Origin of the sequence: Nocardia lijiangensis NBRC 108240, assembly GCF_001613045.1 — a bacterium.
GTDB classification, from domain to species: domain Bacteria; phylum Actinomycetota; class Actinomycetes; order Mycobacteriales; family Mycobacteriaceae; genus Nocardia; species Nocardia lijiangensis.
Genome location: NZ_BDBP01000057.1, coordinates 43,317 through 65,590 on the forward strand (window position 1 = coordinate 43,317; position 22,274 = coordinate 65,590).

Consider the following 22,274-nt stretch of genomic DNA (forward strand, 5'->3'; position numbering starts at 1 on the left):
GGCCGGGCGAGCACGGGATCTCCCGTCGCCGCTATGACCACCCGCACGCCGCGAATGTGACATCCGTTCACGGCAAGAACGACAGAGGCCATCCGCGTCGCGCAACCAGGTGGTCTCCGCTGCGCCTCGGTGTCACACCGACCCGGGTCGGCCGGTCATAGGTACTGACAGATCCACCGGGAGGAATTGACATATGGACTACACCGATTGGCTGGCCGGAGAGTTCGAGGGCAACAGAGCGCACCTGCGCGCCGTGGCGTACCGGATGCTGGGGTCGGCCACCGACGCCGAGGATGTCGTGCAGGAAGCCTGGATACGACTGAGTAGCCGAACCGACATCGCCGACGTCGACAACCTGACCGGATGGCTGACCACGGTCGTGTCACGCGTTTCGCTGAACGTCTTGCAGCGCCGCAAGAGCCGCCGCGAGCATCTCTACGGAACGGAAGTGGTCGACGACGGAGCCGAACGTGCAGGCGCGATGTCGCCCGAACACGAACTGATGATGGCCGACTCGGTCGGCTCGGCACTCATGGTCATCCTCGACACCCTGACCCCGGCCGAACGACTCGCCTTCGTCTTGCACGACATGTTCGCCGTGCCGTTCGACGAGATAGCCGCGATCGTCGGCCGTTCCAGCACGGCGACGCGTCAGCTCGCGAGCCGCGCGCGACGCCGGGTCCAAGGTATCGGTCAGCCCGCAACGATCGACGTCGCCCAGCAGAGCGAGATCGTCGACGCCTTCCTACGCGCCGCGCGCACGGGCCGCTTCGACGCCCTGATCGAGCTGCTCGACCCCGAGGTGGTGCTGCATGCCGACGACACCGTGGTGGCGGCCGGTGCGGCAGCGGAGGTCATCGGTGCCGATGCCGTGGCCCGAACCTTCGCCGGCCGCGCGCACGGCGCCCGGCCGGTCCTGATCGACCGAGTTCCCGGCGCGGTCTGGACGGTCGGCGGCCGCCCACGAATCGTCTTCTACTTCGCGATCGTGCAGGGGAAGATCGTGGGCATCGAGATGATCGGCGATCGGGAGCAGCTCGACGGAATACGTTTCGAGGATCGGAAATGATCGATCTTCTGCGCACCGCGGCCGGCCCATGGACACCAACCCGCTTCGGTGGTGGGCCGGGACGCGGAGTCACCGTCGGCTTCTGGATCGCGACCGGCATCGTGACCAGCGTTCTCGTCAGCGGTGGTATCGCCGATCTGCTGCGCCGCGGTGGGACGGTAGCGGGAATGCTCGAACTGGGCTACCCGGAATATTTCATTCCCATCCTCGGGGTCTGCAAGATACTGGGCGCGTCGGCGATACTCGCGCCAGGATTCAGGCGACTGAAAGAATGGGCATACGCCGGAGCGTTCTACAACTTCGCCGGAGCATTCGCTTCCCACGTCGCGTCCGGATCATCCACTGCGCACCTACTGTGGACCGCGGCATTCGCACTGTGCGTACTGATCTCGTGGTCCCTCCGCCCCACCTCTCGACGCCTCGGACGACCTCGCCCTGTGTCGTCACGACATACGTGACGGATCGCGATGTGCTGCGCCACGATATGACACCTGCATCAGGAGATGCTGGTGTGGGCGTCCTCGCCGAGGAATCCACCCGACTGGTGCCGCCACAGCTGCGCGTATGTTCCTTGCGCGCAGAGCAGCTCCTCGTGTGTCCCCTCCTCGACGACTCGCCCGCGGTCGAGCACCACCAGCCGGTCCATCCCGGCCACAGTGCTCAGCCGGTGCGCGACGACCAGCGCCGTACGCCCTTCCATCAACTCCCAGAGCGCTTGCTGCACAAGCAATTCGCTTTCCGAGTCGAGGGCGCTGGTGGCCTCGTCCAGGAGCAGGATGGGCGCGTCCCTCAGGATGGCCCGGGCCAGCGCGACCCGCTGGCGCTGGCCGCCGGACAGTTTCACGCCGCGCTCGCCGATGAGCGTTTCCATACCCTGCGGCAGCGCGTCCGCGAACTCGGTGACGTGCGCGGCCTTGGCGGCCCGCAGGATCTCCTCGTCCGTGGCGTCCGGGCGCGCGAACCGGATGTTCTCGCTCAGGGTCCGGTGAAACATGGCCGGATCCTGTGGCACGTAGGCGATCAGACTGCGCAGATCCGCCTGCCGCAGCCGGGCAATGTCCTGCCCGCCGATGCGTATCGTTCCGGATTGGATATCCATCAACCGCAGCAGCAGTTGGGTCATGGTGGTCTTGCCGCCACCGGATCGTCCGACCAGGCCCACCTTGGCGCCGCTCGGCACGTGCAGATCCAGTCCGTGGAACAGCTGCCGCGCACCACCGTGCGTGAAGTTCACTCTCTCGAACCGCACGTTGAAGTCCTTGGGTCGCAGTGCTTCCGGATGTTCGGTGTCGAGCACCTTCGGTTCGTCGAGCAGCAGTTCGGTGAACTGCGCAGCCTCGGTGAGCACGGTCTCCAACCGCCGGTAGATCTGGTTGAACCGGAACATGATCCCGGTGGCGTTGAAGTAGTAGGTGAATGCCACCACAATGGCCTCCACCCCCGCATTCCCGCCGCTGAGGCCCAGCGCGATCAGCAGGCCGATCACGTTGGTGAGCACCACCAGCGGCGTTACCAGCGTATCTATCCGCAGGTTCGCGTAATCCCAGGAGCGCAACGACTTTCGCCGCGACGAGGCGACCCGCCGCCGATGCTCGGCCGCCTCCTGCGGTTCGGCAGCGAAGGCGCGCACCACCTGCATATTGGCCAGGCTGTCGGCCACATGCCCGGAAACCCGTGCAATGGCGGCTTCCCGGTCGTCTACGAGCTTCTGGCGGCGCTGGATCAAGGGCATGATGACCAGCGCGGTCACCACGATCATCCCCATCAGCACGACGACCAGCATGGGGTTGTAGCGCCACAACACCACCGAGGCGAACACCAGCGGCACCAGTGCCGCCAGGACCTCGAAGGCGAGAGTATCCACGAACTGTTCGAACCGGCTTGCGAAGCTGAGCGAGCGCTTCGTCAGCGAACCGGCGAAGTTGTTGTGGAAGAACGCCGCGTCCTTGGCGAGCAACTCATCCATGGCGAGCACGTACAGGTGCTCGATACCGTACGCGTCGACTCGGTTCAGACAGTGAATCCCGATGCGCCACAGCAGTTCCGCGAGCAGCAGGGCGCCACCGAAGGCGAGGATGTACGAAGCGAGGGCCCCGAAACTCGTATCCCCGGTCACCGCGACCCGGCCGACCATCATGGCGACGATCAGCGGTGCGATGTACAGGTTGCAGATATTGCCGAGTGCCGGCGCCAGCAGCGCCGGAATCGTCGTGGCCTTGCGCGAGGCCATTTCCCGGCCATAGAAGCGCAGCACCAGCTTGACCGCTGTCGCGCGTGAACTCATGCTCCCCCCTCTCGTCTCGAATCAACGAGCGATGCAGGTGAGCAATGATCCCGCGTCCAGGCGGGTTACCGCCAGCGAATAACCGCAGTCGGCGAGCTGGGTCCGCTCGCGTAACCCTCGACAGGGCAGTCGAGGGCAGAGGCAGATCCGACCGTGATCGAGCGTCCCGGCTCGTGATCGTCGGTTGTCGCGGATGGTCTTGGCGAAGCCGCCGGGCCTTCCCAGGCGGCCGGGCGGGGGGATGAACACCCCGCCCGGTCCGCAATGGAGTTCTACCAGGTCGGAGGGCTCGCGTTGGGGAGATCCGGGTGATCGGCGTCGCTCTCTAGAATGAGACGACCGTATTCGTCCGCTTCCGGGAGCCGCCGTGACCATTCAGCCCGTTCGCCTGTTCGGCGATCCGATTCTGCGCGCCCGTGCGGCGGAGGTCACCGAATTCGATCGTGAGCTGCGCCAGCTGGTCGCCGACCTGACCGACACCATGCACGACGACGGCGGTGTCGGCATGGCCGCGCCGCAGATCGGCGTCGGCCTGCGGGTGTTCGTCTACGACACCGGCGACGCCGCGGGCCATCTGGTCAACCCGACCTACACCGTGGTGGGCGACGAGGAGCAGGTCGGTCCCGAGGGCTGCCTGTCCATCCCCGGGCTGCGCTACGACACCCGCCGCGCGCTGCGGGTGCGCGCGTCCGGCGTCGACATGCACGGCAACCCCGTCGAGTTCGCCGCGGAGGAACTGCTGGCGCGCTGCGTGCAGCACGAGACCGACCACCTCGACGGCGTGCTGTTCATCGACCGGCTCGACCCGGCCTCCCGCAAGGAGGCGATGCGCACCATCCGGGAATCCGACTGGTTCGTCACGGGCGTGACCGTGCGCGAATCGCGCGGTGCGGGCCAGGCCGGACCGTTCGGACGGGGCCGCTGATGCGCGTCGTCTTCGCAGGCACCCCCGAACCCGCCGTTCCCTCGCTGCGCAGGCTCATCGAGTCCGGCCGCCACGAGGTGGTCGCCGTGGTGACCAGGCCCGACGCGGTCGCAGGGCGCGGACGCAAGGTGACGCGGTCGCCGATCGCCGCGCTGGCCGACGAGCACGGCATTCCCGTCCTCACTCCGCGCCGCCCCAGCGAACCCGAATTCATCGAGCAGCTCACCGAACTGGCCCCGGACTGCTGTCCGGTGGTGGCCTACGGCGCGCTGTTGCCGCAGCGGGTGCTCGACATTCCGCGCTTCGGCTGGATCAACCTGCACTTCTCGCTGTTGCCCGCGTGGCGCGGCGCGGCGCCGGTGCAGGCCGCCATCGACGCCGGTGACGAGATCACCGGCGCGTCCACCTTCCAGATCGAGTCGGGCTTGGACACCGGACCCGTCTTCGGGGTGGTCACCGAGAAGATCGCGGTGACCGACACCGCGGGCGCCCTGCTCGGCAGGCTCGCCGAAACCGGCGCGCACCTGCTCGAAACGACCTTGGACGGCGTCGAGGACGGCACCCTGCACGCCGTGCCGCAGCCCACCGATGGCGTCTCCTACGCCCCGAAGGTGGTCGCCGAAGACGGTCACATCCGCTGGGACCTGCCCGCGCTGGCCATCAGCAGGCGCATTCGCGCCGTCACGCCCGCGCCCGGCGCGTGGACCGAGGTGAACGGCACCCGCCTGAAGCTCGGACCCGTCGAGATGGTGCAGGAGGCGCTGCCCGAACGCGTCATCGAGGTGCGCAAGACCGGCGTCTTCGTCGGCACCGCGACCACCGCCGTGCGCCTGGACCAGGTGCAGCCGCAGGGCAAGCGCATGATGGCCGCCCTCGACTGGGCGCGCGGCGCCCGCCTGCAGCCCGGGGCGGTGGTCGAATGAGCCCCGCGGATCGCCCACACAAGTCCGACAAGGACATCGACGGCGGGTGGGCCAAACGTGCCGCGCGCAAGCAGGAGGCCCGCCGTGACGCCGCCTCCGGCAAGCCGGAGCGAGATTCGGATGCGTTCACGGGAAGCCGTGGCGCGCAACGGAAGCCGGATTCGCCGCGCAAGCCGTTCCGGTCCGATCGGGAGGCGACGGGCTACCGGAGTCAAGGCGACCGCCGTTTCGAGGGGAAAACGACTCGGGGCACGGACAAGCCGGGCGGCAAGTCCGCAGGTGGACGGGCGGGTCGCGAGTCCGGTTACGGCGCAGCGCGTTCCGACGAAGGACGAACCGGATTCGGCCGCGCCGGACGATCGGCGCAGGCGCCGGGTAAGAGCGGTGCGGGCCGGGACCGATCGTGGGACGACAGGTCGGCAGGCAGGTCCGGCGGTGACGCCTCCGGTCGTCGCTCGGATTCCGGCTCGGGATCGTCCGGCAGGCGGCGAGCCGACGATGCCGTCGGCAGGCAGGCCGAGCGCGGCGGTCGCGCGGCGGCGGAGCGTTCGCCGGGCGGACAGCGCGCCGGTACTGCGAAATCCGCTGGGGCGGACAAGGATCGGGGTTCGGCAGGAAAGCGGTCCCGGCGCGCCGGGAACGTGGACCCGGTGCGCGAGGTCGCGCTCGAGGTGCTGCGGGCGGTGCGGGAGCGCGACGCGTACGCGAACCTCGTCCTGCCCGGACTGCTTCGCGACCGGCATCTGTCCGGCCGGGACGCGGCGCTGGCCACCGAGCTCGCCTACGGGGCCTGCCGGACCACCGGACTGCTCGACGCGGTGATCGCGCACGGCGCGGGCCGCTCGGTCGAGGAGATCGACGGGCCGTTGCTCGACATCCTGCGACTGGGCACCTATCAGCTGCTGCGCACCCGCATCGGCGCGCACGCCGCCGTCGACACGTCGGTGGCGCTGGCCAGGGCCGAATTCGGCGCGGGCAAATCGGGTTTCGTGAACGCGGTGCTGCGGCGCGCGGGGGAGAAGCCCGTCGAGGAATGGGTCGAGACGCTGGCCCCCGCCGACCCGGTGGGACGGCTGGCCTTCGAGTACGCGCACCCGGTCTGGATCGCCCAGGCGTTCGCCGACGCGCTCGGCGCCCGCGCGAACGAACTGCGCGACCTGCTCGCCGCCGACGACGAGCGGCCGGTCGTGCACCTGGTCGCCCGGCCCGGGGAAATCACCGCCGAGGAACTCGCGCTGGTCACCGGCGGCGAGGAAGGCCGCTGGTCGCCGTACGCCGTCTATCTCGAAGGCGGGGATCCCGGCCGCCTGGAGCCCGTGCGCGAAGGCATGGCCGCGGTGCAGGACGAGGGCAGCCAGCTCGTCGCCCTGAGCTTGACGCGGGCTCCGCTGGAGGGTCCCGACGGCGGCCGCTGGCTCGACCTGTGCGCCGGACCGGGCGGCAAGGCGGCGCTGCTCGGCGCGCTCGCGGCGATCGACCGCTTCCAGGTGGACGCCGTCGAGCCCGCCGAACACCGCGCCGAACTGGTGCGCAAGGCCACCCACGACCTACCGGTGCGGGTGCACGTCGTCGACGGCCGCGACAGCGGCCTCGAGCCCGGCTACGACCGCATCCTGGTCGACGCGCCGTGCACCGGCCTCGGCGCATTGCGGCGCAGGCCGGAGGCGCGCTGGCGCCGCAGCCCCGCCGACGTGCGCGACCTGGTCGTGCTGCAGCGCGAATTGCTCACCGCCGCATGGGATCTGCTCCGTCCCGGCGGTGTGGTGCTGTACTCGACCTGCTCACCCCACCTGGCCGAGACCGTGTCGATCGTCGCCGACCACGTCCGCCGCACGGGCGCCGTCGAACTCGACACCCGCGACCTGCTCCCCGGCGTCACCGACCTCGGAGACGGCAAGGCCGCGCAGTTGTGGCCGCACCGTCACGGCACCGACGCCATGTTCATGGCGGCGCTGCGTAAACCGATCTGAACGTCAGCCGAGCCGGTGGGATGAGCTGCGGCCAGCGCGCCCAGACAACCGGCTCGGCGACGGTCCACGCCCGGACATGACACGACACCACCGCGCCCCGTGGCAGTCCCGCGTCGGCCGAGCCGATCACGCCCTCGGTTCCATCCGTCCAATCCAACGCGCCCGCGCCCGCGCACACTGGTCCCATGACCCTGACGTGGCAAGACGTGGTGGCGATCGCGACCGAGTTCCCGGCGGTCGAGGAGTCGACGTGGTGGCGCAGCCCCGCGCTGAAGGTGGGCGGCAAGGGGTTCGCGCGGCTGCGGTCGGAGGCCGAGGGCGGGCTCGTGCTGTTGTGCGAGAGGGCGGAGAAGGAGGCGCTGCTCGCCGCGGGCGATCCGGCCTTCTACACCACGCCGCACTACGACGGATACCCGTACATCCTCATCGATCTCGATCGGATCGCGCCGGATCAGCTGCGTGAACTGATCGATGCCGCCTGGTGGTTGTCGGCGCCCGCGAAGATCCGCAAGGAGCGCGCGGCGGGGTGACCCGTCAGTCCCGGCTCGACAGCTCCCGCAGCCGGGCAAGGGTTTTCGCCAGGATGCGCGAGACGTGCATCTGCGAGATGCCCATCTGCTTGGCGATCTGGGTCTGGGTCATGGATTCGAAGAACCGCATGGTGAGGATCCGGCGTTCGCGTTCCGGCAGCCCGGCCAGCAGCGGCCGGATGGCGACGTACTCCTCCACCCGGTCGAACTGGGATTCCTCTTCGCCGAGCGTGTCCAGCAGCGAGGCCTCGGTGTCGCGGCCGAGCGCCGCCGCGTCGATGGAGCTGGGCTGGTAGGCGTTGCCCGCGATGACGGCCTGGGTCACCTCGTCGGGATCCACCTCGAGTTCCGCCGCGATCTCCTTGGCGGTGGGGGAGCGGCCGAGGGTCTGCGAGAGCGTGTCGATGGCCGCCCCGATGCGCAGGTGGGTTTCCTTGACCCGCCGCGGCACTCGCATGGCCCAGGTGTTGTCGCGGAAGTAGCGCCGGACCTCGCCCATGATGGTCGGCACCGCGAACGAGAGGAAGTTCGATCCGCGCGAGACGTCGAAGCGGTCCACCGCGTGCACCAGCCCGACCCGCGCCACCTGGGTGAGGTCGTCGAACGGTTCGCCGCGGCCGCTGAACTTGCGCGCGATGTGATCGGCGAGCGGGATGCAGCGGCTGATCAGCTCGGCGCGCACCGCGGAGTGCTGGGCGGTGCCCGATTCGCTGGCGGCCAGCCGCTCGAACAGCGCGTTCAGGTCGTCGTAGCCGGTGACCGACCCCGCCTCGGCTACGGCCTCCGCGTCTTCGGCGGCGTCCGCCTCTTCGGCGGCGTCGGTGGGCTCGGCGTCGGTGGGCTCGGCTTCGGCTTCCTCATTACGGTCCTGGTCGAACACGGTGTCCTCGTCCGCCACTACGCCTTCCCCCGGACCCGACGGAACTCCACTGTCGTCGGATATCCGGAGACCGCTGAATCGTACGAATTCTGTGTCGCCTCCACCACGTCGGTGAGCGTCCGCAGCACATGCCAGCCGAAGCTGCGCTGATCGGGTAGCCCCTCGGCCCCGGCGATGCCGGTGACCTCCACGCGCAGTTCGGTCTCCCCGATGGTGAATCGGCAGTCCAGGCTGGTGCCCGGCGCGGCTAGCGCGATGAGGGTCGAGCACACCTCGTCGACGGCCAGCCGGATGTCGGCCACTTCGTCCAGGGTGAAATCACTGAGCAGGACGAGAGTTTCGGCGAGCCCGCGCACGATGGGCAGCTGTGTGACCGATGCGGCCACCCGAATCTCCACCGGGGTGCTGTAGAGCCCCTGTTCCGCCGAAATGTTGATCACTCTGCACAGGCTACCCACTGGAGGCCGCCTGCAATCACCGATTCCCTGCGGCACGGTGTGTGATCGGGCTCGGTACACTCCGGGGCTGTGTCCACACCCACGTTTTCCCGCCCTGGCCAGCCGATGATCGCGCCGTCCATCCTGTCCGCCGATTTCGCTCATCTCGCGGACGAAGCCCGCCGTGTGGAGGGCTCGGACTGGCTGCACGTCGACGTGATGGACGCGCATTTCGTGCCGAATCTCACGCTGGGCCTGCCGGTGGTGGAGAGCCTGCTGAAGGTGACCGACATCCCGCTGGACTGCCACCTGATGATCGAGGACCCGGGCCGCTGGGCGCCGTCGTACGCGGAGGCGGGCGCGTACAACGTCACCTTCCACGCCGAGGCGACCGACGACCCGATCGCCGTGGCTCGCGACATCCGCGCGGCGGGCGCGAAGGCAGGCCTGTCGGTGAAGCCGAACACGCCGATCGAGCCGTACCTGGAGATCCTGCGCGAATTCGACACCCTGCTGGTGATGAGCGTGGAGCCCGGCTTCGGCGGCCAGTCGTTCATCGCGCACGTGCTGGACAAGGCGCGTACCGTGCGCAGGCTGGTCGACGCCGGTGAGCTGCGGCTGATCGTCGAGATCGACGGCGGCATCAACGCCGACACCATCGAGCAGGCGGCCGAGGCGGGGATCGACTGCTTCGTGGCGGGCTCCGCGGTCTACAACACCGCCGACCCCGGCGCCACCGTCGAGACGCTGCGGCGGCAAGCGGCCGCCGTGTGGCACTGAGCAACGCGGCATCGGACTACGCCGCTGCGGCTTGGTCCGCGGGCGTGCGACCGGATTTCGTTACAGCGCGCGGTTTTTCGGCGCTCCGAGGGCGCGTGTCGCCTCGATGACCACGGTCAGTGGCGGCAGCGTCGTCGCGCCCTCGGGCGGCTGCACCCAGACGCGGTAGCCGGTGCGCTCGTCGTCGGGCGACGGCAGCACGATCTGGCTGCCTGCGCAGGCGACCGTCGCGTAGAGCCGGAAGAGCTGGGCGGAGACGGCGGCGGTGAGCGAATCGGGTCGCGCCGGACCGGTGATGAACGTCCAGCGCCGGGCGCGCGGGTGGTGCACGACCGGCGCGGCGATCTGCGCCTGCGCGAGCTTCTGTTGCACCTGTTCGCCGAGCTCGGCGGGCATCGTGATGGCGCCGTAATGGGTGCCGATGTGCAGCAGGATGTGGCGTGACGTGGGATCGATCGATGCGGGCAAGTGGAACTCGCGCCGGTACTGCGCGCAGCGGACTTCCAGTGTCGAATCGAGAAACGTGGTCACGCGGCACCCCCATCTGTGTCGAACTCGGTTGGGCCCACTGTGCTGCCCTGGCTTTCTCGAGTGGTGGATTTCCTTGGGTTGAACTTCTCGGGCACTGCCCTGTCGAAGCGGCGTCGGCCTTGTCGAACCATTCGACGGCGAACTGCTCGGATCGGAAGTTGAACGGTAGGAATCAGCTACATAACAATATTGCTTCCATTTTCGTTCCGGCGCAAGAAGTTGGTGTATCTGTGTTCCAGCTGGGTATCAAGTCGAGTTCGACCTTGGACGGTCCCGGTGAAATCGCCCGGCGTAGCTGTGGGAAATCCCGCTGAACAATTGCCGTCGATCTGGAAACTCGGAAATTCCGGTATGACCGTACAGAATTGTTTCGAGTTAATGTCGGCAATCGCCCGACCGGTGGTCGATAAAAGTCTGCTCGGCTGTTTTCGCGGTGTGTCGCAGAATGGCGGTTGCGGATGCGGGGTGGCGAGCCCACCGCGCTGGGCGCTACGACCCGGCGTCGTTACCCTGGTGAGGGCACCGAACGCCGGGAATAGCGGCGGGGGTCCCGGCTGTTCCGCAACCGTACGTACACACGCGACAGGGAGTCACGCATGTTCACAGGCATCGTCGAGGAGCTGGGCGAGATCGTCGCCACCGAGCAGCTGGCCGACGCCGCGCGCCTGACCATCAGGGGCAAGCTCGTCACCTCCGATGCCGGACACGGTGATTCGATCGCGGTCAACGGCGTGTGCCTGACCGTGGTCGAGGTCGTCGACGGTGACTCCTTCACCGTCGACGTCATGCAGGAAACGCTGAACCGCTCCTCCATCGGCGGGCTCGGCGCGGGCTCGCGGGTCAACCTGGAGCGGGCCGCCGCGCTGAACAGCCGCCTCGGCGGACATCTGGTGCAGGGCCACGTCGACGGCACCGGCACCGTGCTCTCCCGCACCCCCTCCGAGAACTGGGAGGTCGTGCGCATCTCGCTGCCCGGCTCGATCGCCCGCTACGTGGTGGAGAAGGGCTCCATCACCGTCGACGGCATCTCGCTGACCGTCTCGGGTCTCGGCATCGCCGACGAACCCGCCGCCGATGGCAACCGCGACTGGTTCGAGGTCTCGCTGATCCCCACCACCCTCTCGCTGACCAATCTGGGCGCGGCGGGTGTCGGGACCACGGTGAACCTGGAGGTCGACGTCATCGCCAAGTACGTCGAGCGCCTGCAGCAGCGCGGCTGAGCGCGCGCGTGCGGATGCGCCGCCGTGGGCGCACGGGACAGGCCTTACTGTAGTGAGGCACCTAATTCGAGATGGAGCACAGCAGACGTGACCAGGTTCGACACCATCGAGCGCGCAGTCGCCGACATCGCCGCCGGTAAGGCCGTCGTTGTCGTCGACGATGAGGATCGCGAGAACGAGGGCGACCTCATCTTCGCCGCGGAGAAGGCCACCCCCGAGTTGGTCGCCTTCATGATCCGTTACACCTCCGGTTACATCTGTGTGCCGCTGACCGGTGACGACTGCGACCGCCTCGGCCTGCCGCCGATGTACGCGACGAACCAGGACAAGCACGGCACCGCCTACACCGTCTCGGTCGACGCCCGCGAGGGCATCACCACCGGCATCTCCGCCGCCGACCGCGCCACCACCATGCGCCTGCTCGCCGACGCCGACGCCAAGGCCGACGACCTCACCCGGCCCGGCCACGTGGTGCCGTTGCGCGCCAAGGAAGGCGGCGTGCTGCGCCGTCCCGGCCACACCGAGGCGGCCGTCGATCTGTCCCGCATGGCGGGCCTGCGCCCGGCGGGCGTGATCTGCGAGATCGTCAGCCAGAAGGACGAGGGCCACATGGCCCGCACCGAGGAGCTGCGCGTCTTCGCCGACGAGCACGAGCTGGCGCTGATCTCCATCGCGGACATGATCGCCTGGCGGCGCAAGCACGAGAAGCAGGTGGTGCGGGTCGCCGAGGCGCGCATCCCGACGGCGCACGGCGACTTCACGGCCGTCGGCTACCAGAGCATCTACGACGAGGTCGAGCACGTCGCGCTGGTGCGCGGCGACATCAGCGACGGCGAGGACGTGCTGGTCCGGGTGCACTCCGAATGCCTGACCGGCGACGTGTTCGGCTCGCTGCGCTGCGACTGCGGCCCGCAACTCGATGCCGCGCTGGAGATGGTGGACAGCGAAGGCCGCGGCGTCGTGCTGTACATGCGCGGTCACGAGGGCCGCGGCATCGGGCTGATGCACAAGCTGCAGGCCTACCAGCTGCAGGACTCCGGCCACGACACGGTCGACGCGAACCTGGAGCTCGGCCTGCCCGCCGATGCCCGCGACTACGGCACCGGCGCGCAGATCCTGGTCGACCTCGGTATCCGGTCGATGCGCCTGCTCACCAACAACCCGGCCAAGCGGGTCGGTCTCGACGGTTACGGACTGCGTATCACCGAGCGCGTCCCGATGCCGTTGCGCGCCAACGCCGAGAACCTGCGCTACCTGCGCACCAAGCGCGACCGGATGGGGCACGACCTGATCGGTCTCGACGAACTCGACCTCGGCGAAACGGCGCAGTGAACGACGGCGCAGTCAACGACGACGACCTCCGGAAAGGCGGAACACGATGAGCGGCACCGGCGTACCCAGCTTCGAGCTGTCGGATGCCAAGGACCTCAAGCTCGGCATCGTCGCCTCGCGCTGGCACACCAAGATCTGCGACACCCTCGTGGCCAATGCCGAGCGGGTGGCGAAGGAGGCGGGTGTCCAGCACGTGACCGTGGTGCGCTGCGCGGGCGCCATGGAGCTGCCGGTGGTCGCCCAGGAACTGGCGAGCACCCATGACGCGGTCGTCGCGCTCGGCGTCGTGATCCGCGGCGGCACACCGCATTTCGAATACGTCTGCGATGCGGTGACCGCGGGCCTCACCCGGGTCTCGCTGGACGCCGCGACGCCGGTCGCCAACGGCGTGCTGACCACCAACACCGAGGAGCAGGCGCTGGATCGCGCCGGGCTGCCCGGTTCGGCCGAGGACAAGGGCGAGCAGGCCTGCGCCGCGGCGCTGGACGCCGCGCTCACCCTGCGCGCGCTGCGGCAGTCCGCGTAGTCATGCCGGTCGTTCGCATCTGGAGGAGGAACGACGGCGCACAGCCCGCGGGCGCCGCGGCCGACGGCGGCTGGGACTTCGAGGTGCGCCCGCGCCGCGCGGTGCTGACGGCACGGATCGTCGCCGCGCTGATCGTGGCCATGTTCGCGGTGGGCGGCATCTGGCTGCGCAGCGGCTCGACCGGTGTGAACTTCCGGCTCGCCGACCAGATCGCGATGGTCGGCATCGGCGTGCTCGGTGCGGGCGCGGTGCTGATGCTGACCCGCCCGCGGGTGCGGGTCAGTCCGCGCGGGGTATCGGTGCGCAACATCCTCGGCGACACCCTGTTCGGCTGGGAACACATCCGCGGCGTCTCGTTCCCGGACCGGAAGTCCTGGGCGCGACTGGAATTGGTCGACGACGACTACGTGCCGCTGCTCGCGATCCGCTCCAACGACAAGGCGCACGCCGCGCGCGCGATGGATCGGCTGCGCGAACTCGGCGCGAAATACGCGGGACCGGCCGAGCCGAAGCAGGACTGACGCGCACGGTCCGGCGCCGTCTCCGATGTCGTTGTCCCGCTGAGCGGGCGTCCGCACCGGATGTCCGGTCAGCGCGTGTCGCCGAGGACCGCGCCCTCGCGCCGTGGATCCGCGCCGCCGATCAGCCCTTGCCCGTCGCGCACCAGCGCGCTGAGCCCGCTGGACTGGGGTGCGACGGATACCTGGTGCCCGAGTTCGCGCAGTCGTAGCACGAGCGGATCGTGGTCGCCGTTGTCGGTCGCGTCGATGGCAGGATGCTCGCCGCCGACGCCGGTCGTCGGGGTGTTGCCCGCGCCGAACGACACCGCCGAGACGGCCTGCTGCGGATCGAGGCCCCAATCCAGCATGCCGATCAGCGTCTTCACCACGAACTGGATGATCACCGAACCGCCGGGCGACCCCGTGACGTGGGTGAGCTCGCCGCGGCTGCCGTCCGGCGCGCGATCGAACACCAGCGTGGGCGCCATCGAACTGCGCGGGCGCTTGCCGGGCTGCAGCCGATTCGCGACCGGCGTGCCGTCCGGGTCGACCGGTTCCGCGGCGAAGTCGGTGAGCTGGTTGTTCAGCACGAAACCGTCGACCACGTGGAAGGACCCGAACGCGGACTCGACCGTGGTGGTCAGCGCCGCCGCGTTGCCGTACTCGTCCACCACCGAGATGTGGCTGGTGCCGTGTTCGGGCGGCTGCGGACCGACGCCCACCGGGACCGGGCCGAAGTCACCCGGTTTGGCGGTGCCCATGCTGCGGCCGGGATCGATCAGCGACGCGCGCTGCTTCAGGTAGTTCTCGTCGATCAGGGTCTGTGCCGAATTGCCGGGCAGCGGAACGAAGTCCGTGTCGGCCACGTACTTGTTGCGATCGGCGTAGGCGAGCCGCTCGGCCTCCGAGATCAGGTGCACGGCTTCGGCCTTCGGCTTGCCGCCGTTGCGGTCGACGGCCTCGGGTCTCAGCCCGGCCAGATCGAAGTTCTCCAGGATGCCCAGTGTGGCCGCGACGGTACTCCCGCCCGACGAGGGCGCGGGCATCCCGCAGATCTCGTGCCCGCGGTAGTCGCTGCACAGCGCCGTGCGCTTCTTGGGCTGGTAGCCGGCGAGATCCTGGGCGGTGAGCAAGCTGGGCGTACGCCCGCCGGACCCCGCGGTCGCGGCTTCGACGATGTCTTCGGCGATGGCGCCGGTGTAGAAGGCGTCCGCGCCGTCGGAGGCGATGGCGCTCAACGTTTTCGACATCGCCGGGTTGGTCAGCTTCGTGCCCGCGGGTTTCGGCGAACCGTCGGGTTGCAGAAAGTACTGCTTGGCGGCCTCGTCCCTGGCCAGATCCCGCGCCGATTCCGCGATCTGGCCCGCGAGCCGGGGGCTGATGGCGAAGCCGTCGTCGGCCAGCGTCACCGCCGGGGCGAACAGTTCGCGCCACCCGGTCTTCCCGTGCTCGCGGTGCGCTTGCTCCAGCATCCGCAGCACCCCAGGCACGCCGATCGAGCGGCCGCTGGCACGCGTGTTGGGCTGCGGCTCGGTGCGGTCGGTGTCGCTGATCCAGCGCAGGTAGTTCTCGGTGGCCGCGGCGGGCGCCACCTCACGGCCGTCGTAGGCCTCGACGGTCTTGGTCGTCCCGTCGTAGTACAGCAGGAACGCGCCGCCGCCGATGCCGGAGGCCTGCGGCTCCACCAGACCGAGTACCAGCTGCGCGGTGACCAGGGCGTCGGCCGCGGTGCCGCCGTCGCGCAGCACCCGGCAAGCCGCCTCGGTGGCAACGGGATTCGCGGTGGAGACCGCGTAGGACGCGGTGCGCACCGCGGTCATCCCGCTGCGATACCCGGAGGCGATCTCGGGATTGGTGCTGAGGTTCTTGGTGGTCGCCGTGCCCGCCGCGGTCGGCGGCGCCGCGATCACCGGCGTCCCGTTGGGGGCGCTGGTGCATTCGGAGGTTGTCGTCTCCTCGGTCGGGGAACATCCGGTGAGAAGTCCGACCGTGAGCACCGTGGCCGCGGCGGCTCCGCTCCAGATGTGTCGCGCGCGCGTCATGCCTCTGGACTGTAGCCCTCGGGACCGACAGCGGTGCGGCTTTCGGGCGAGGCCGTCAGTTGCCCGGGCCGTCCGAACCGCGCATGCAGACGGTGAGATTCCGCTTGTCCCACGTCCGCGCGGTCGCGCCGTTCGCGTCCATGGGGCAGTTCTGCACCCGCGTGATCTCGTTGAACACCGCCGTCACCATGATCGATTCCGGTGTACCGCAATCCACCTTCATCGGTTCGGCCCAGTCGGCGACGTCGTAGCAGGTGCCCGCCTGCCAGTCGAAGGCGAAGCAGTAGTGGTAGACCAGGCTGCCGGTCGAATCCCGTTGCGTCTGTTGCACACTCACCTGAGGGTCGGTGCACGGCCCGTACTGCACCAGCCGGTAGATCGACCCGAGCGCCTCGCACGGCACCTTCTCGGGACGGGCGACCGGCCGGGCCGGGGTGCCGGGCGCGCCAGGCGACTGCAGCGCCGCGCATTCACCGACTGCCATGCCCGCGAGCGGATCCGGTGTCGTCGAGGTCGGCGGTGCGGTGGTGGTACGCGCGGTGGAGGTCGTCGCGCTCCGCGCGGCCGCGGGCTCGTCGCTCGTCCGGGTGCCGAGGAAGAACGCGCCGACGACGACGAGACACAGGACCATGCCGAGCAGAAACCCGAGTGCGATCGCGCGGCCGTGCTTCGGCGGCGCCGAAGCGGGCCCGCCCGTGGATTCGGGCGCAGGGCCGGGCACGGGCGATGAAGTTGTCACGCGGTATTTCCCCCGGGAGATCGAACAGATGGCTCGGCAGGTCCCCCCTCGGGTACCTCACCGGCGCCGCGCAAATCTACCGCGCGCATGCGGTCCGCGCCAAAGCGCACGCCCGAATCGACCGTGCCCCTTGCCCTCTCGCGCCGCACCGCGACGCCGGGCCCGTCTGCCGCGGCGTCGGTACCCTGGTCGGGTGGATATCGAGGCCGTACTTTTCGACTTCTCCGGGACGATCTTTCGGCTGGAGGAGGACGAGTCCTGGGGTGACGAACTGGTCGGCGCCGACGGCGCGGACTTCGATGTCGAGGCCAAGGCCGAGATCTTGCGCAGGATGACGGCGCCGGTCGAGCAGTTCATGACCTTCGATGCCGAAGGTCAGCGGGCCTGGGACAACCGGGATCTGGATCCGGCGATGCACCGGCACGCGTACCTGGAGGTGCTGCGCTTCTCCGGCGTGCCGTCGGAGGAACAAGCCGAGCGGCTCTACGGCCGTCTGGTCGATCCGCTGGCGTGGACGCCGTATCCCGACACCGGTCAGGTCCTGGAATTCCTTGCCGGACAGGGCGTTCCGGTGGGTGTGGTGAGCAATATCGCGTTCGACGTGCGGCCCGCGTTCCGTGCGCGCGGCTGGGACCGGCTCGTCGGCGCGATGGCGCTCTCGTTCGAGATCGGGGTGATCAAACCCGAGCCGGGGATCTTCCTCGCCGCATTGAACGAACTCGGCGTCGACCCGGCGCGGGCACTGATGGTCGGCGACAGCGCGCACGCCGACGGCGGCGCGACCGCGCTCGGCTCGCGCTTCGCCCTGGTCGACCCGCTGCCCACCGCGCAGCGACCCGACGCGCTCGTCGACGCGCTGCGCGCGCACGGGGTGGCCGTCCCGAGGTGAGTGCGCGGACCGTCGCGACGGGTGGCGGCCGATCGCTGCTCGCGGACCGGCGCGGGTTGCGCGGAAACCGTGTCCGACCCCGCCTATAGGCTGGTCGAGTGGCAGATCCAGCGAGGTACCGGCCCGCCCCCGGTACGATCCCCGTCGAACCCGGCGTCTACAAATTCCGGGACGCGCACCAGCGGGTCATCTACGTAGGCAAGGCCAAGAGCCTGCGCAGTCGGCTGAATTCCTATTTCGCCGACGTGGCTTCGCTGCACCCGCGCACCAAGCAGATGGTCACCACCGCCGCGAGCGTGGAGTGGACGGTCGTCTCCACCGAGGTGGAGGCGCTGCAGCTGGAATACAACTGGATCAAGGAATTCGATCCGCGGTTCAACGTGCGCTACCGGGACGACAAGTCCTATCCGGTGCTCGCGGTGACCTTGAACGAGGACTACCCGCGCCTGTTCGTCTATCGCGGCGCGCGCAAGAAGGGCGTGCGGTACTTCGGCCCGTACGCGCACGCCTGGGCCATTCGCGAGACGCTGGATCTGCTGCTGCGGGTGTTTCCCGCGCGCACCTGCTCGAACGGAGTCTTCAAGCGGCACAACCAGATCGGGCGGCCCTGCCTGCTCGGCTACATCGACAAGTGTGCCGCGCCGTGCGTCGGCAGGGTCACCGCCGACGAGCACCGCCGCATCGTGACGGATTTCTGCGACTTCCTCGCCGGGCGCACCGACCGGATGGTGCGCGAGCTGGAGCGGCGCATGCACGAGGCCGCCGAGGACCTGGACTTCGAGAACGCGGCCCGGCTGCGCGACGACGTGCAGGCGCTGCGGCGCGCGCTGGAGAAGCAGGCCGTGGTGCTCGGCACCGGCACCGACGCCGACGTGATCGCCTTCGCCACCGATGCATTGGAGGTGGCGGTGCAGATCTTCCACGTCCGCGACGGCCGGGTGCGCGGTCAGCGCGGCTGGGTGGTGGACAAGGCGGGCGATGCCGTCGACACCGCGGAGTCCGGCGGCGAGCTGGCCGCGCTGGTCGAGCAGTTCCTCACCCAGTTCTACGGCGAGCAGATCGCCAACGCGGACCAGAGCCCCGAGGAGCAGCCCGCCACCGTCGTCCCGCGCGAAGTGCTCGTGCCCGAGCTGCCCGCCGACCACGACCAGATCCAGGAGTGGCTGAGCAAGCTGCGCGGTTCGGCGGTGCAGCTGCGCGTCCCGCAGCGCGGAGACAAGAAGGCCCTGGCCGAGACCGTGCAACGCAACGCCGCGGAGGCGCTCGCCCAGCACAAGCTCAAGCGCGCGGGCGACCTCACCTCGCGCTCCGCGGCGCTGCAGGACATTCAGGATGCGCTCGACCTGGACAGCGCGCCGCTGCGCATCGAGTGCGTCGACATCAGTCACGTGCAGGGCACCGACGTGGTGGCCTCGCTCGTGGTGTTCGAGGACGGTCTGCCGCGCAAGTCCGAATACCGGCACTACGCGATCAAGGAGGCCGCGGGCGGCGGGCGCTCCGACGACGTCGGAAGCATCGCCGAGGTGACAAGGCGGCGGTTCCACCGGCTGCGTAAGGAACGCGACGAGGCCGAGCGCGAGGAGCTCGACGGCGTGGCCGCCGTGCCGCTGGTCGGCCCCGAAGGGGCCGAGCCGCCGGCAGCCACGACGCCGCCTGATGATGATGCGGACGACGCCGACGAGATCGAACTGGGTTCCCGTCCCGGCATCGATCCGCGCACCGGCCGCCCGCGCAAGTTCGCCTATCCGCCGAACTTGTACGTCGTCGACGGCGGCGCACCCCAGGTCGCGGCCGCCGCCGAAGTGCTCGACGAACTCGGCATCACCGATGTCGCCGTGATCGGCCTTGCCAAGCGGTTGGAGGAGGTGTGGGTGCCGGGCGAGCCCGATCCGGTGATCATGCCGCGCAACAGCGAAGCGCTGTTCCTGTTGCAGCGGGTGCGCGACGAGGCGCACCGCTTCGCCATCACCTTCCACCGCAGCAAACGCTCGCGGCGGATGACCGCCTCCGCGCTGGATTCGGTGCGCGGGCTCGGCGCGGCGCGCCGGACCGCGTTGGTCACTCATTTCGGTTCGGTGGCCAAGCTGAAGGAGGCGACGGTCGAGCAGATCACCGAGGTACCCGGCATCGGCGTGGCGACCGCGAAAGCCGTGCTAGCGGCGCTGCGGGAGGAGTAACCAACCGGAGGCCCGCACCGGAAGTCTCGGTTTCGCGTACGTTGTGTGTCTGCGCCCGATACCGAATCCGGTGCGGGATGATCGAGAGGCACCTAGACACGGATTCCGGTAGGACATGACACGCGTCGAATCGAACAACAGTGCGGGCAGTCCGCGTGCGGGCAAGCAGCTGCGGCAGCAGGTCGAGGTCGTCATCGTGACCGGCCTGTCCGGTGCGGGCCGTGGCACCGCCGCGCGGGTGCTGGAGGATCTGGGCTGGTACGTCGCCGACAACCTGCCGCCCGAGCTGATCGGCAGACTCGTCGAACTCGGCGCCTCCGCCGAGCCGCCCATCGGCAGGCTCGCGCTGGTCATGGACGTGCGCAGCAGATTCTTCACCGGCGATCTCTCGGTCGTCACCGAACAGCTGCGCGCGCTCGGCGTGCGGACAAGGGTGCTGTTCCTCGAGGCCTCCGACGACGTGCTGATCCGCCGCTTCGGATTCGCCCGCCGGAGGCACCCGTTACAGAGCGAGAGCGCCGACGGCACGCTGTCCGCGGGCATCGCCGCCGAGCGGGTGCGTCTTTCCGCCGTGAAGACGGCCGCCGACCTCGTGATCGACACCACCGAGTTGTCCATCCATCAGCTGCACCGCAAGCTGGAGGAGGCCTACGGCGGCGGCGCGCCCGCCGCCCTGCAGCTGACCGTGCAGTCCTTCGGCTTCAAGTACGGGGTTCCGTTGGACGCCGACATGGTGTTGGATGTGCGTTTTCTACCCAATCCACATTGGATACCGGAACTGCGGGAACACACGGGACAGGAGACGGTGGTCAGCGAGTACGTGCTGTCGCGCCCCGGGGCGAGCGACTACCTGCACACCTGCCGCCACCTCGTCGACCTGACGACGAACGGTTACCGCCAAGAGGGGAAGCGATACATGACGGTGGCAGTGGGCTGCACGGGGGGCAAACACCGCAGCGTGGCGATCGCCGAGGCGCTGGGCGAACTCATCGGGGCGGAGTCCGACGGCTCGGCCGATGTCGTGCGGGTCGTGCACCGGGATCTGGGGCGCGAATGACCGGGTGGGAATCGAATCCCGCCATCGTCGCTCTGGGTGGTGGGCATGGCCTGTACGCGACGCTGACGGCGGTGCGGCGGCTGACCAGGAAGATCTGCGCGGTGGTGACCGTCGCCGACGACGGCGGGTCCTCCGGCAGGCTGCGCGCGGAGCTGGGGGTGCTGCCGCCGGGGGATCTGCGCATGGCGCTGGCCGCGCTGGCCGCGGACCCCGAGGGGGTGTGGACGCAGACCGTCCAGCATCGTTTCGGTGGCACCGGTGCGCTCGCCGGTCACTCGGTCGGCAACCTCATCCTGGCGGGGCTCACCGAGGTGCTCGGCGATCCCGTGGCGGCGCTGGACGAGGTGGCCAAGATGTTGCGCGCCAGCGGCCGGGTGCTCCCGATGTCGCCGATCGCGCTCGATATCGAGGCCGATGTGTCGGGGCTGGAAGCGGATCCGCGGGTCAGCCGCTGCATCCGCGGGCAGGTGGCGGTCGCCACGACGCCGGGCAAGGTGCGGCGTGTGCGCCTGATCCCGTCCGACCCGCCCGCCAGCCCGGAGGCCACCTCGGCCATCGAACACGCCGACGTGGTGGTGCTCGGTCCCGGCTCGTGGTTCACGAGCGTGATTCCGCACGTCCTCGTCCCCGAACTGCGCGACGCGCTGGTCTACACCAGAGCCAGAAAGGTGCTGGTGCTCAACCTCGCCGCCGAACCGGGGGAAACGGCCGGTTTCTCCGCGGAGCGCCATTTGCATGTATTGTCCCAGCACGCACCGGAATTCGTTGTCGACGAGGTCCTTGTCGATTCCAGCTCGGTGCCCGAGGGCAGGGAACGCGAACATGTGGCCAGGGCTGCCGAACAGTTGCGGGCGCGAGTAACCTTCTCCGATGTCGCCGAAGCGGGAACGGCCCGGCATCACCCCGGAAAGCTTGCCGCCGCACTGGATCAGCTGATCCGGCAACCTCGGCCGCAAATGGCAGGACTTCGAGTCGAGGGACGGCACATGGGCGCGGATGTGCGGTCCGGGTTGGGTGGAAAGGAGCGCGTCTCGTGGCGATGACTGCCGAAGTGAAGGACGAGCTGAGCAGGCTCACGGTGTCGCAGGTGAGTTCCCGCAAGGCGGAGCTCTCCGCCCTGTTGCGGTTCGCGGGTGGCCTGCACATCGTCGGGGGCCGGGTGATCGTCGAGGCCGAGGTGGACATGGGGTCCATCGCCCGACGGCTACGGCGGGAGATCTTCGAGCTGTACGGCTACGGCTCCGACGTGCACGTGCTCGGCGCGGGCGGTCTGCGCAAGACCTCCCGGTACGTGGTGCGGGTGTCGAAGGAGGGCGAGGCGCTGGCCAGGCAGACCGGCCTGCTCGACGTGCGCGGCCGCCCGGTGCGCGGACTGCCCGCCCAGGTGGTCGGCGGCAGCATCGCCGACGCCGAAGCCGCTTGGCGCGGAGCGTTTCTCGCGCACGGCTCGCTCACCGAACCGG

Annotated in this window: 22 protein-coding genes; 16 read left to right on the forward strand and 6 right to left on the reverse strand. The window is 69.3% G+C overall.

Annotated elements, in window-relative coordinates:
- Window positions 1–193: 193 nt before the first annotated feature.
- Together NL1_RS21620 and NL1_RS21625 are read left to right on the forward strand one after the other, a co-directional pair.
- Entirely contained in the window at window positions 194–1,069 is an 876-nt protein-coding gene (locus NL1_RS21620; protein ID WP_067842163.1) for a sigma-70 family RNA polymerase sigma factor, read from the forward strand.
- A complete protein-coding gene (locus tag NL1_RS21625; protein WP_084510833.1) occupies window positions 1,066–1,527 on the forward strand; it encodes a DoxX family protein in 462 nt (153 codons plus the stop codon). Before NL1_RS21620 ends, NL1_RS21625 begins: the two co-directional genes overlap by 4 nt.
- Window positions 1,528–1,565: 38 nt before the next feature.
- Here the strand turns inward: NL1_RS21625 and NL1_RS21630 are convergent, their stop codons facing one another.
- Entirely contained in the window at window positions 1,566–3,353 is a 1,788-nt protein-coding gene (locus tag NL1_RS21630; protein WP_067842166.1) for an ABC transporter ATP-binding protein, read from the reverse strand.
- Between the two features lie 367 nt (window positions 3,354–3,720).
- On the opposite strand from NL1_RS21630, the gene def reads away from it, so the two are divergent.
- From def to NL1_RS21650, 4 genes are all read left to right on the forward strand, one after another.
- Window positions 3,721–4,278, forward strand: coding sequence for a peptide deformylase (gene def, locus NL1_RS21635; RefSeq protein WP_067842169.1), 558 nt, complete (start codon window positions 3,721–3,723; stop codon window positions 4,276–4,278).
- Complete coding sequence (fmt, locus tag NL1_RS21640; RefSeq protein ID WP_067842172.1) at window positions 4,278–5,201, forward strand: methionyl-tRNA formyltransferase; 924 nt, start codon at window positions 4,278–4,280, stop codon at window positions 5,199–5,201. The genes def and fmt overlap by 1 nt, the downstream gene beginning before the upstream one ends.
- A 641-nt stretch (window positions 5,202–5,842) precedes the next feature.
- The gene (locus NL1_RS21645) at window positions 5,843–7,171 is read left to right on the forward strand and encodes an RsmB/NOP family class I SAM-dependent RNA methyltransferase (protein ID WP_084510835.1); all 1,329 of its coding nucleotides are present in this window, start codon (window positions 5,843–5,845) and stop codon (window positions 7,169–7,171) included.
- Window positions 7,172–7,356: 185 nt separating this feature from the next.
- Window positions 7,357–7,701, forward strand: coding sequence for an MmcQ/YjbR family DNA-binding protein (locus NL1_RS21650; RefSeq protein ID WP_067842175.1), 345 nt, complete (start codon window positions 7,357–7,359; stop codon window positions 7,699–7,701).
- Between the two features lie 4 nt (window positions 7,702–7,705).
- Here the strand turns inward: NL1_RS21650 and NL1_RS21655 are convergent, their stop codons facing one another.
- Window positions 7,706–8,599 (reverse strand): RNA polymerase sigma factor SigF, encoded by an 894-nt coding sequence (locus tag NL1_RS21655; protein ID WP_067842178.1) that lies wholly within the window; start codon window positions 8,597–8,599, stop codon window positions 7,706–7,708.
- Entirely contained in the window at window positions 8,599–9,021 is a 423-nt protein-coding gene (locus tag NL1_RS21660) for an ATP-binding protein (protein ID WP_067842181.1), read from the reverse strand. The genes NL1_RS21655 and NL1_RS21660 overlap by 1 nt, the downstream gene beginning before the upstream one ends.
- Before the next feature lie 123 nt (window positions 9,022–9,144).
- On the opposite strand from NL1_RS21660, the gene rpe reads away from it, so the two are divergent.
- Complete coding sequence (gene rpe, locus NL1_RS21665) at window positions 9,145–9,798, forward strand: ribulose-phosphate 3-epimerase (RefSeq protein WP_067842183.1); 654 nt, start codon at window positions 9,145–9,147, stop codon at window positions 9,796–9,798.
- 60 nt (window positions 9,799–9,858) lie between these two features.
- Here rpe and NL1_RS21670 read toward each other — a convergent pair whose 3' ends face one another.
- Complete coding sequence (locus NL1_RS21670) at window positions 9,859–10,329, reverse strand: hypothetical protein (protein ID WP_067842187.1); 471 nt, start codon at window positions 10,327–10,329, stop codon at window positions 9,859–9,861.
- 596 nt (window positions 10,330–10,925) lie between these two features.
- Here NL1_RS21670 and NL1_RS21675 point away from each other — a divergent pair.
- The 4 genes from NL1_RS21675 to NL1_RS21690 all read left to right on the forward strand — a co-directional run bounded on the left by NL1_RS21675 (window position 10,926) and on the right by NL1_RS21690 (window position 13,928).
- Window positions 10,926–11,549, forward strand: a complete 624-nt coding sequence (locus NL1_RS21675; protein ID WP_067842189.1) for a riboflavin synthase — start codon at window positions 10,926–10,928, stop codon at window positions 11,547–11,549.
- Between the two features lie 87 nt (window positions 11,550–11,636).
- Complete coding sequence (locus tag NL1_RS21680) at window positions 11,637–12,881, forward strand: bifunctional 3,4-dihydroxy-2-butanone-4-phosphate synthase/GTP cyclohydrolase II (RefSeq protein ID WP_067842192.1); 1,245 nt, start codon at window positions 11,637–11,639, stop codon at window positions 12,879–12,881.
- 46 nt (window positions 12,882–12,927) lie between these two features.
- Window positions 12,928–13,407, forward strand: coding sequence for a 6,7-dimethyl-8-ribityllumazine synthase (gene ribH / locus NL1_RS21685; protein WP_067842195.1), 480 nt, complete (start codon window positions 12,928–12,930; stop codon window positions 13,405–13,407).
- Window positions 13,408–13,409: 2 nt separating this feature from the next.
- Window positions 13,410–13,928, forward strand: a complete 519-nt coding sequence (locus NL1_RS21690) for a PH domain-containing protein (RefSeq protein WP_067842198.1) — start codon at window positions 13,410–13,412, stop codon at window positions 13,926–13,928.
- A 68-nt stretch (window positions 13,929–13,996) separates the two neighbouring features.
- On the opposite strand, the gene NL1_RS21695 is transcribed toward NL1_RS21690, so the two are convergent.
- Together NL1_RS21695 and NL1_RS21700 are read right to left on the reverse strand one after the other, a co-directional pair.
- A complete protein-coding gene (locus tag NL1_RS21695; RefSeq protein ID WP_067842201.1) occupies window positions 13,997–15,949 on the reverse strand; it encodes a gamma-glutamyltransferase family protein in 1,953 nt (650 codons plus the stop codon).
- 55 nt (window positions 15,950–16,004) lie between these two features.
- Window positions 16,005–16,688, reverse strand: a complete 684-nt coding sequence (locus tag NL1_RS21700) for a hypothetical protein (RefSeq protein ID WP_156094979.1) — start codon at window positions 16,686–16,688, stop codon at window positions 16,005–16,007.
- Window positions 16,689–16,881: 193 nt separating this feature from the next.
- Here NL1_RS21700 and NL1_RS21705 point away from each other — a divergent pair, with 193 nt between their 5' ends.
- From NL1_RS21705 to whiA, 5 genes are all read left to right on the forward strand, one after another.
- Window positions 16,882–17,577, forward strand: coding sequence for an HAD family hydrolase (locus NL1_RS21705; RefSeq protein ID WP_067842207.1), 696 nt, complete (start codon window positions 16,882–16,884; stop codon window positions 17,575–17,577).
- A 98-nt stretch (window positions 17,578–17,675) separates the two neighbouring features.
- The gene (gene uvrC / locus NL1_RS21710; RefSeq protein ID WP_067842210.1) at window positions 17,676–19,754 is read left to right on the forward strand and encodes an excinuclease ABC subunit UvrC; all 2,079 of its coding nucleotides are present in this window, start codon (window positions 17,676–17,678) and stop codon (window positions 19,752–19,754) included.
- Window positions 19,755–19,869: 115 nt separating this feature from the next.
- A complete protein-coding gene (rapZ, locus tag NL1_RS21715; RefSeq protein ID WP_245673447.1) occupies window positions 19,870–20,811 on the forward strand; it encodes an RNase adapter RapZ in 942 nt (313 codons plus the stop codon).
- Entirely contained in the window at window positions 20,808–21,854 is a 1,047-nt protein-coding gene (locus NL1_RS21720) for a gluconeogenesis factor YvcK family protein (protein ID WP_067842214.1), read from the forward strand. The genes rapZ and NL1_RS21720 overlap by 4 nt, the downstream gene beginning before the upstream one ends.
- Window positions 21,845–22,274 (forward strand): DNA-binding protein WhiA (gene whiA, locus NL1_RS21725; RefSeq protein ID WP_067842217.1); only part of this gene is annotated, 430 nt, incomplete at its 3' end. The genes NL1_RS21720 and whiA, both read left to right, overlap by 10 nt.

Excerpts from the sequence above, each read along its gene's own strand:
- ribH (WP_067842195.1), top strand. The coding sequence starts at position 12,928 with ATGAGCGGCACCGGCGTACCCAGCTTCGAGCTGTCGGATGCCAAGGAC.
- rapZ (WP_245673447.1), top strand. The coding sequence starts at position 19,870 with ATGACACGCGTCGAATCGAACAACAGTGCGGGCAGTCCGCGTGCGGGC.
- NL1_RS21620 (WP_067842163.1), top strand. The coding sequence starts at position 194 with ATGGACTACACCGATTGGCTGGCCGGAGAGTTCGAGGGCAACAGAGCG.
- NL1_RS21650 (WP_067842175.1), top strand. The coding sequence starts at position 7,357 with ATGACCCTGACGTGGCAAGACGTGGTGGCGATCGCGACCGAGTTCCCG.
- NL1_RS21630 (WP_067842166.1), bottom strand. The coding sequence starts at position 3,353 with ATGAGTTCACGCGCGACAGCGGTCAAGCTGGTGCTGCGCTTCTATGGC.
- NL1_RS21690 (WP_067842198.1), top strand. The coding sequence starts at position 13,410 with ATGCCGGTCGTTCGCATCTGGAGGAGGAACGACGGCGCACAGCCCGCG.
- rpe (WP_067842183.1), top strand. The coding sequence starts at position 9,145 with ATGATCGCGCCGTCCATCCTGTCCGCCGATTTCGCTCATCTCGCGGAC.
- NL1_RS21695 (WP_067842201.1), bottom strand. The coding sequence starts at position 15,949 with ATGACGCGCGCGCGACACATCTGGAGCGGAGCCGCCGCGGCCACGGTG.
- NL1_RS21675 (WP_067842189.1), top strand. The coding sequence starts at position 10,926 with ATGTTCACAGGCATCGTCGAGGAGCTGGGCGAGATCGTCGCCACCGAG.
- fmt (WP_067842172.1), top strand. The coding sequence starts at position 4,278 with ATGCGCGTCGTCTTCGCAGGCACCCCCGAACCCGCCGTTCCCTCGCTG.
- NL1_RS21625 (WP_084510833.1), top strand. The coding sequence starts at position 1,066 with ATGATCGATCTTCTGCGCACCGCGGCCGGCCCATGGACACCAACCCGC.
- NL1_RS21720 (WP_067842214.1), top strand. The coding sequence starts at position 20,808 with ATGACCGGGTGGGAATCGAATCCCGCCATCGTCGCTCTGGGTGGTGGG.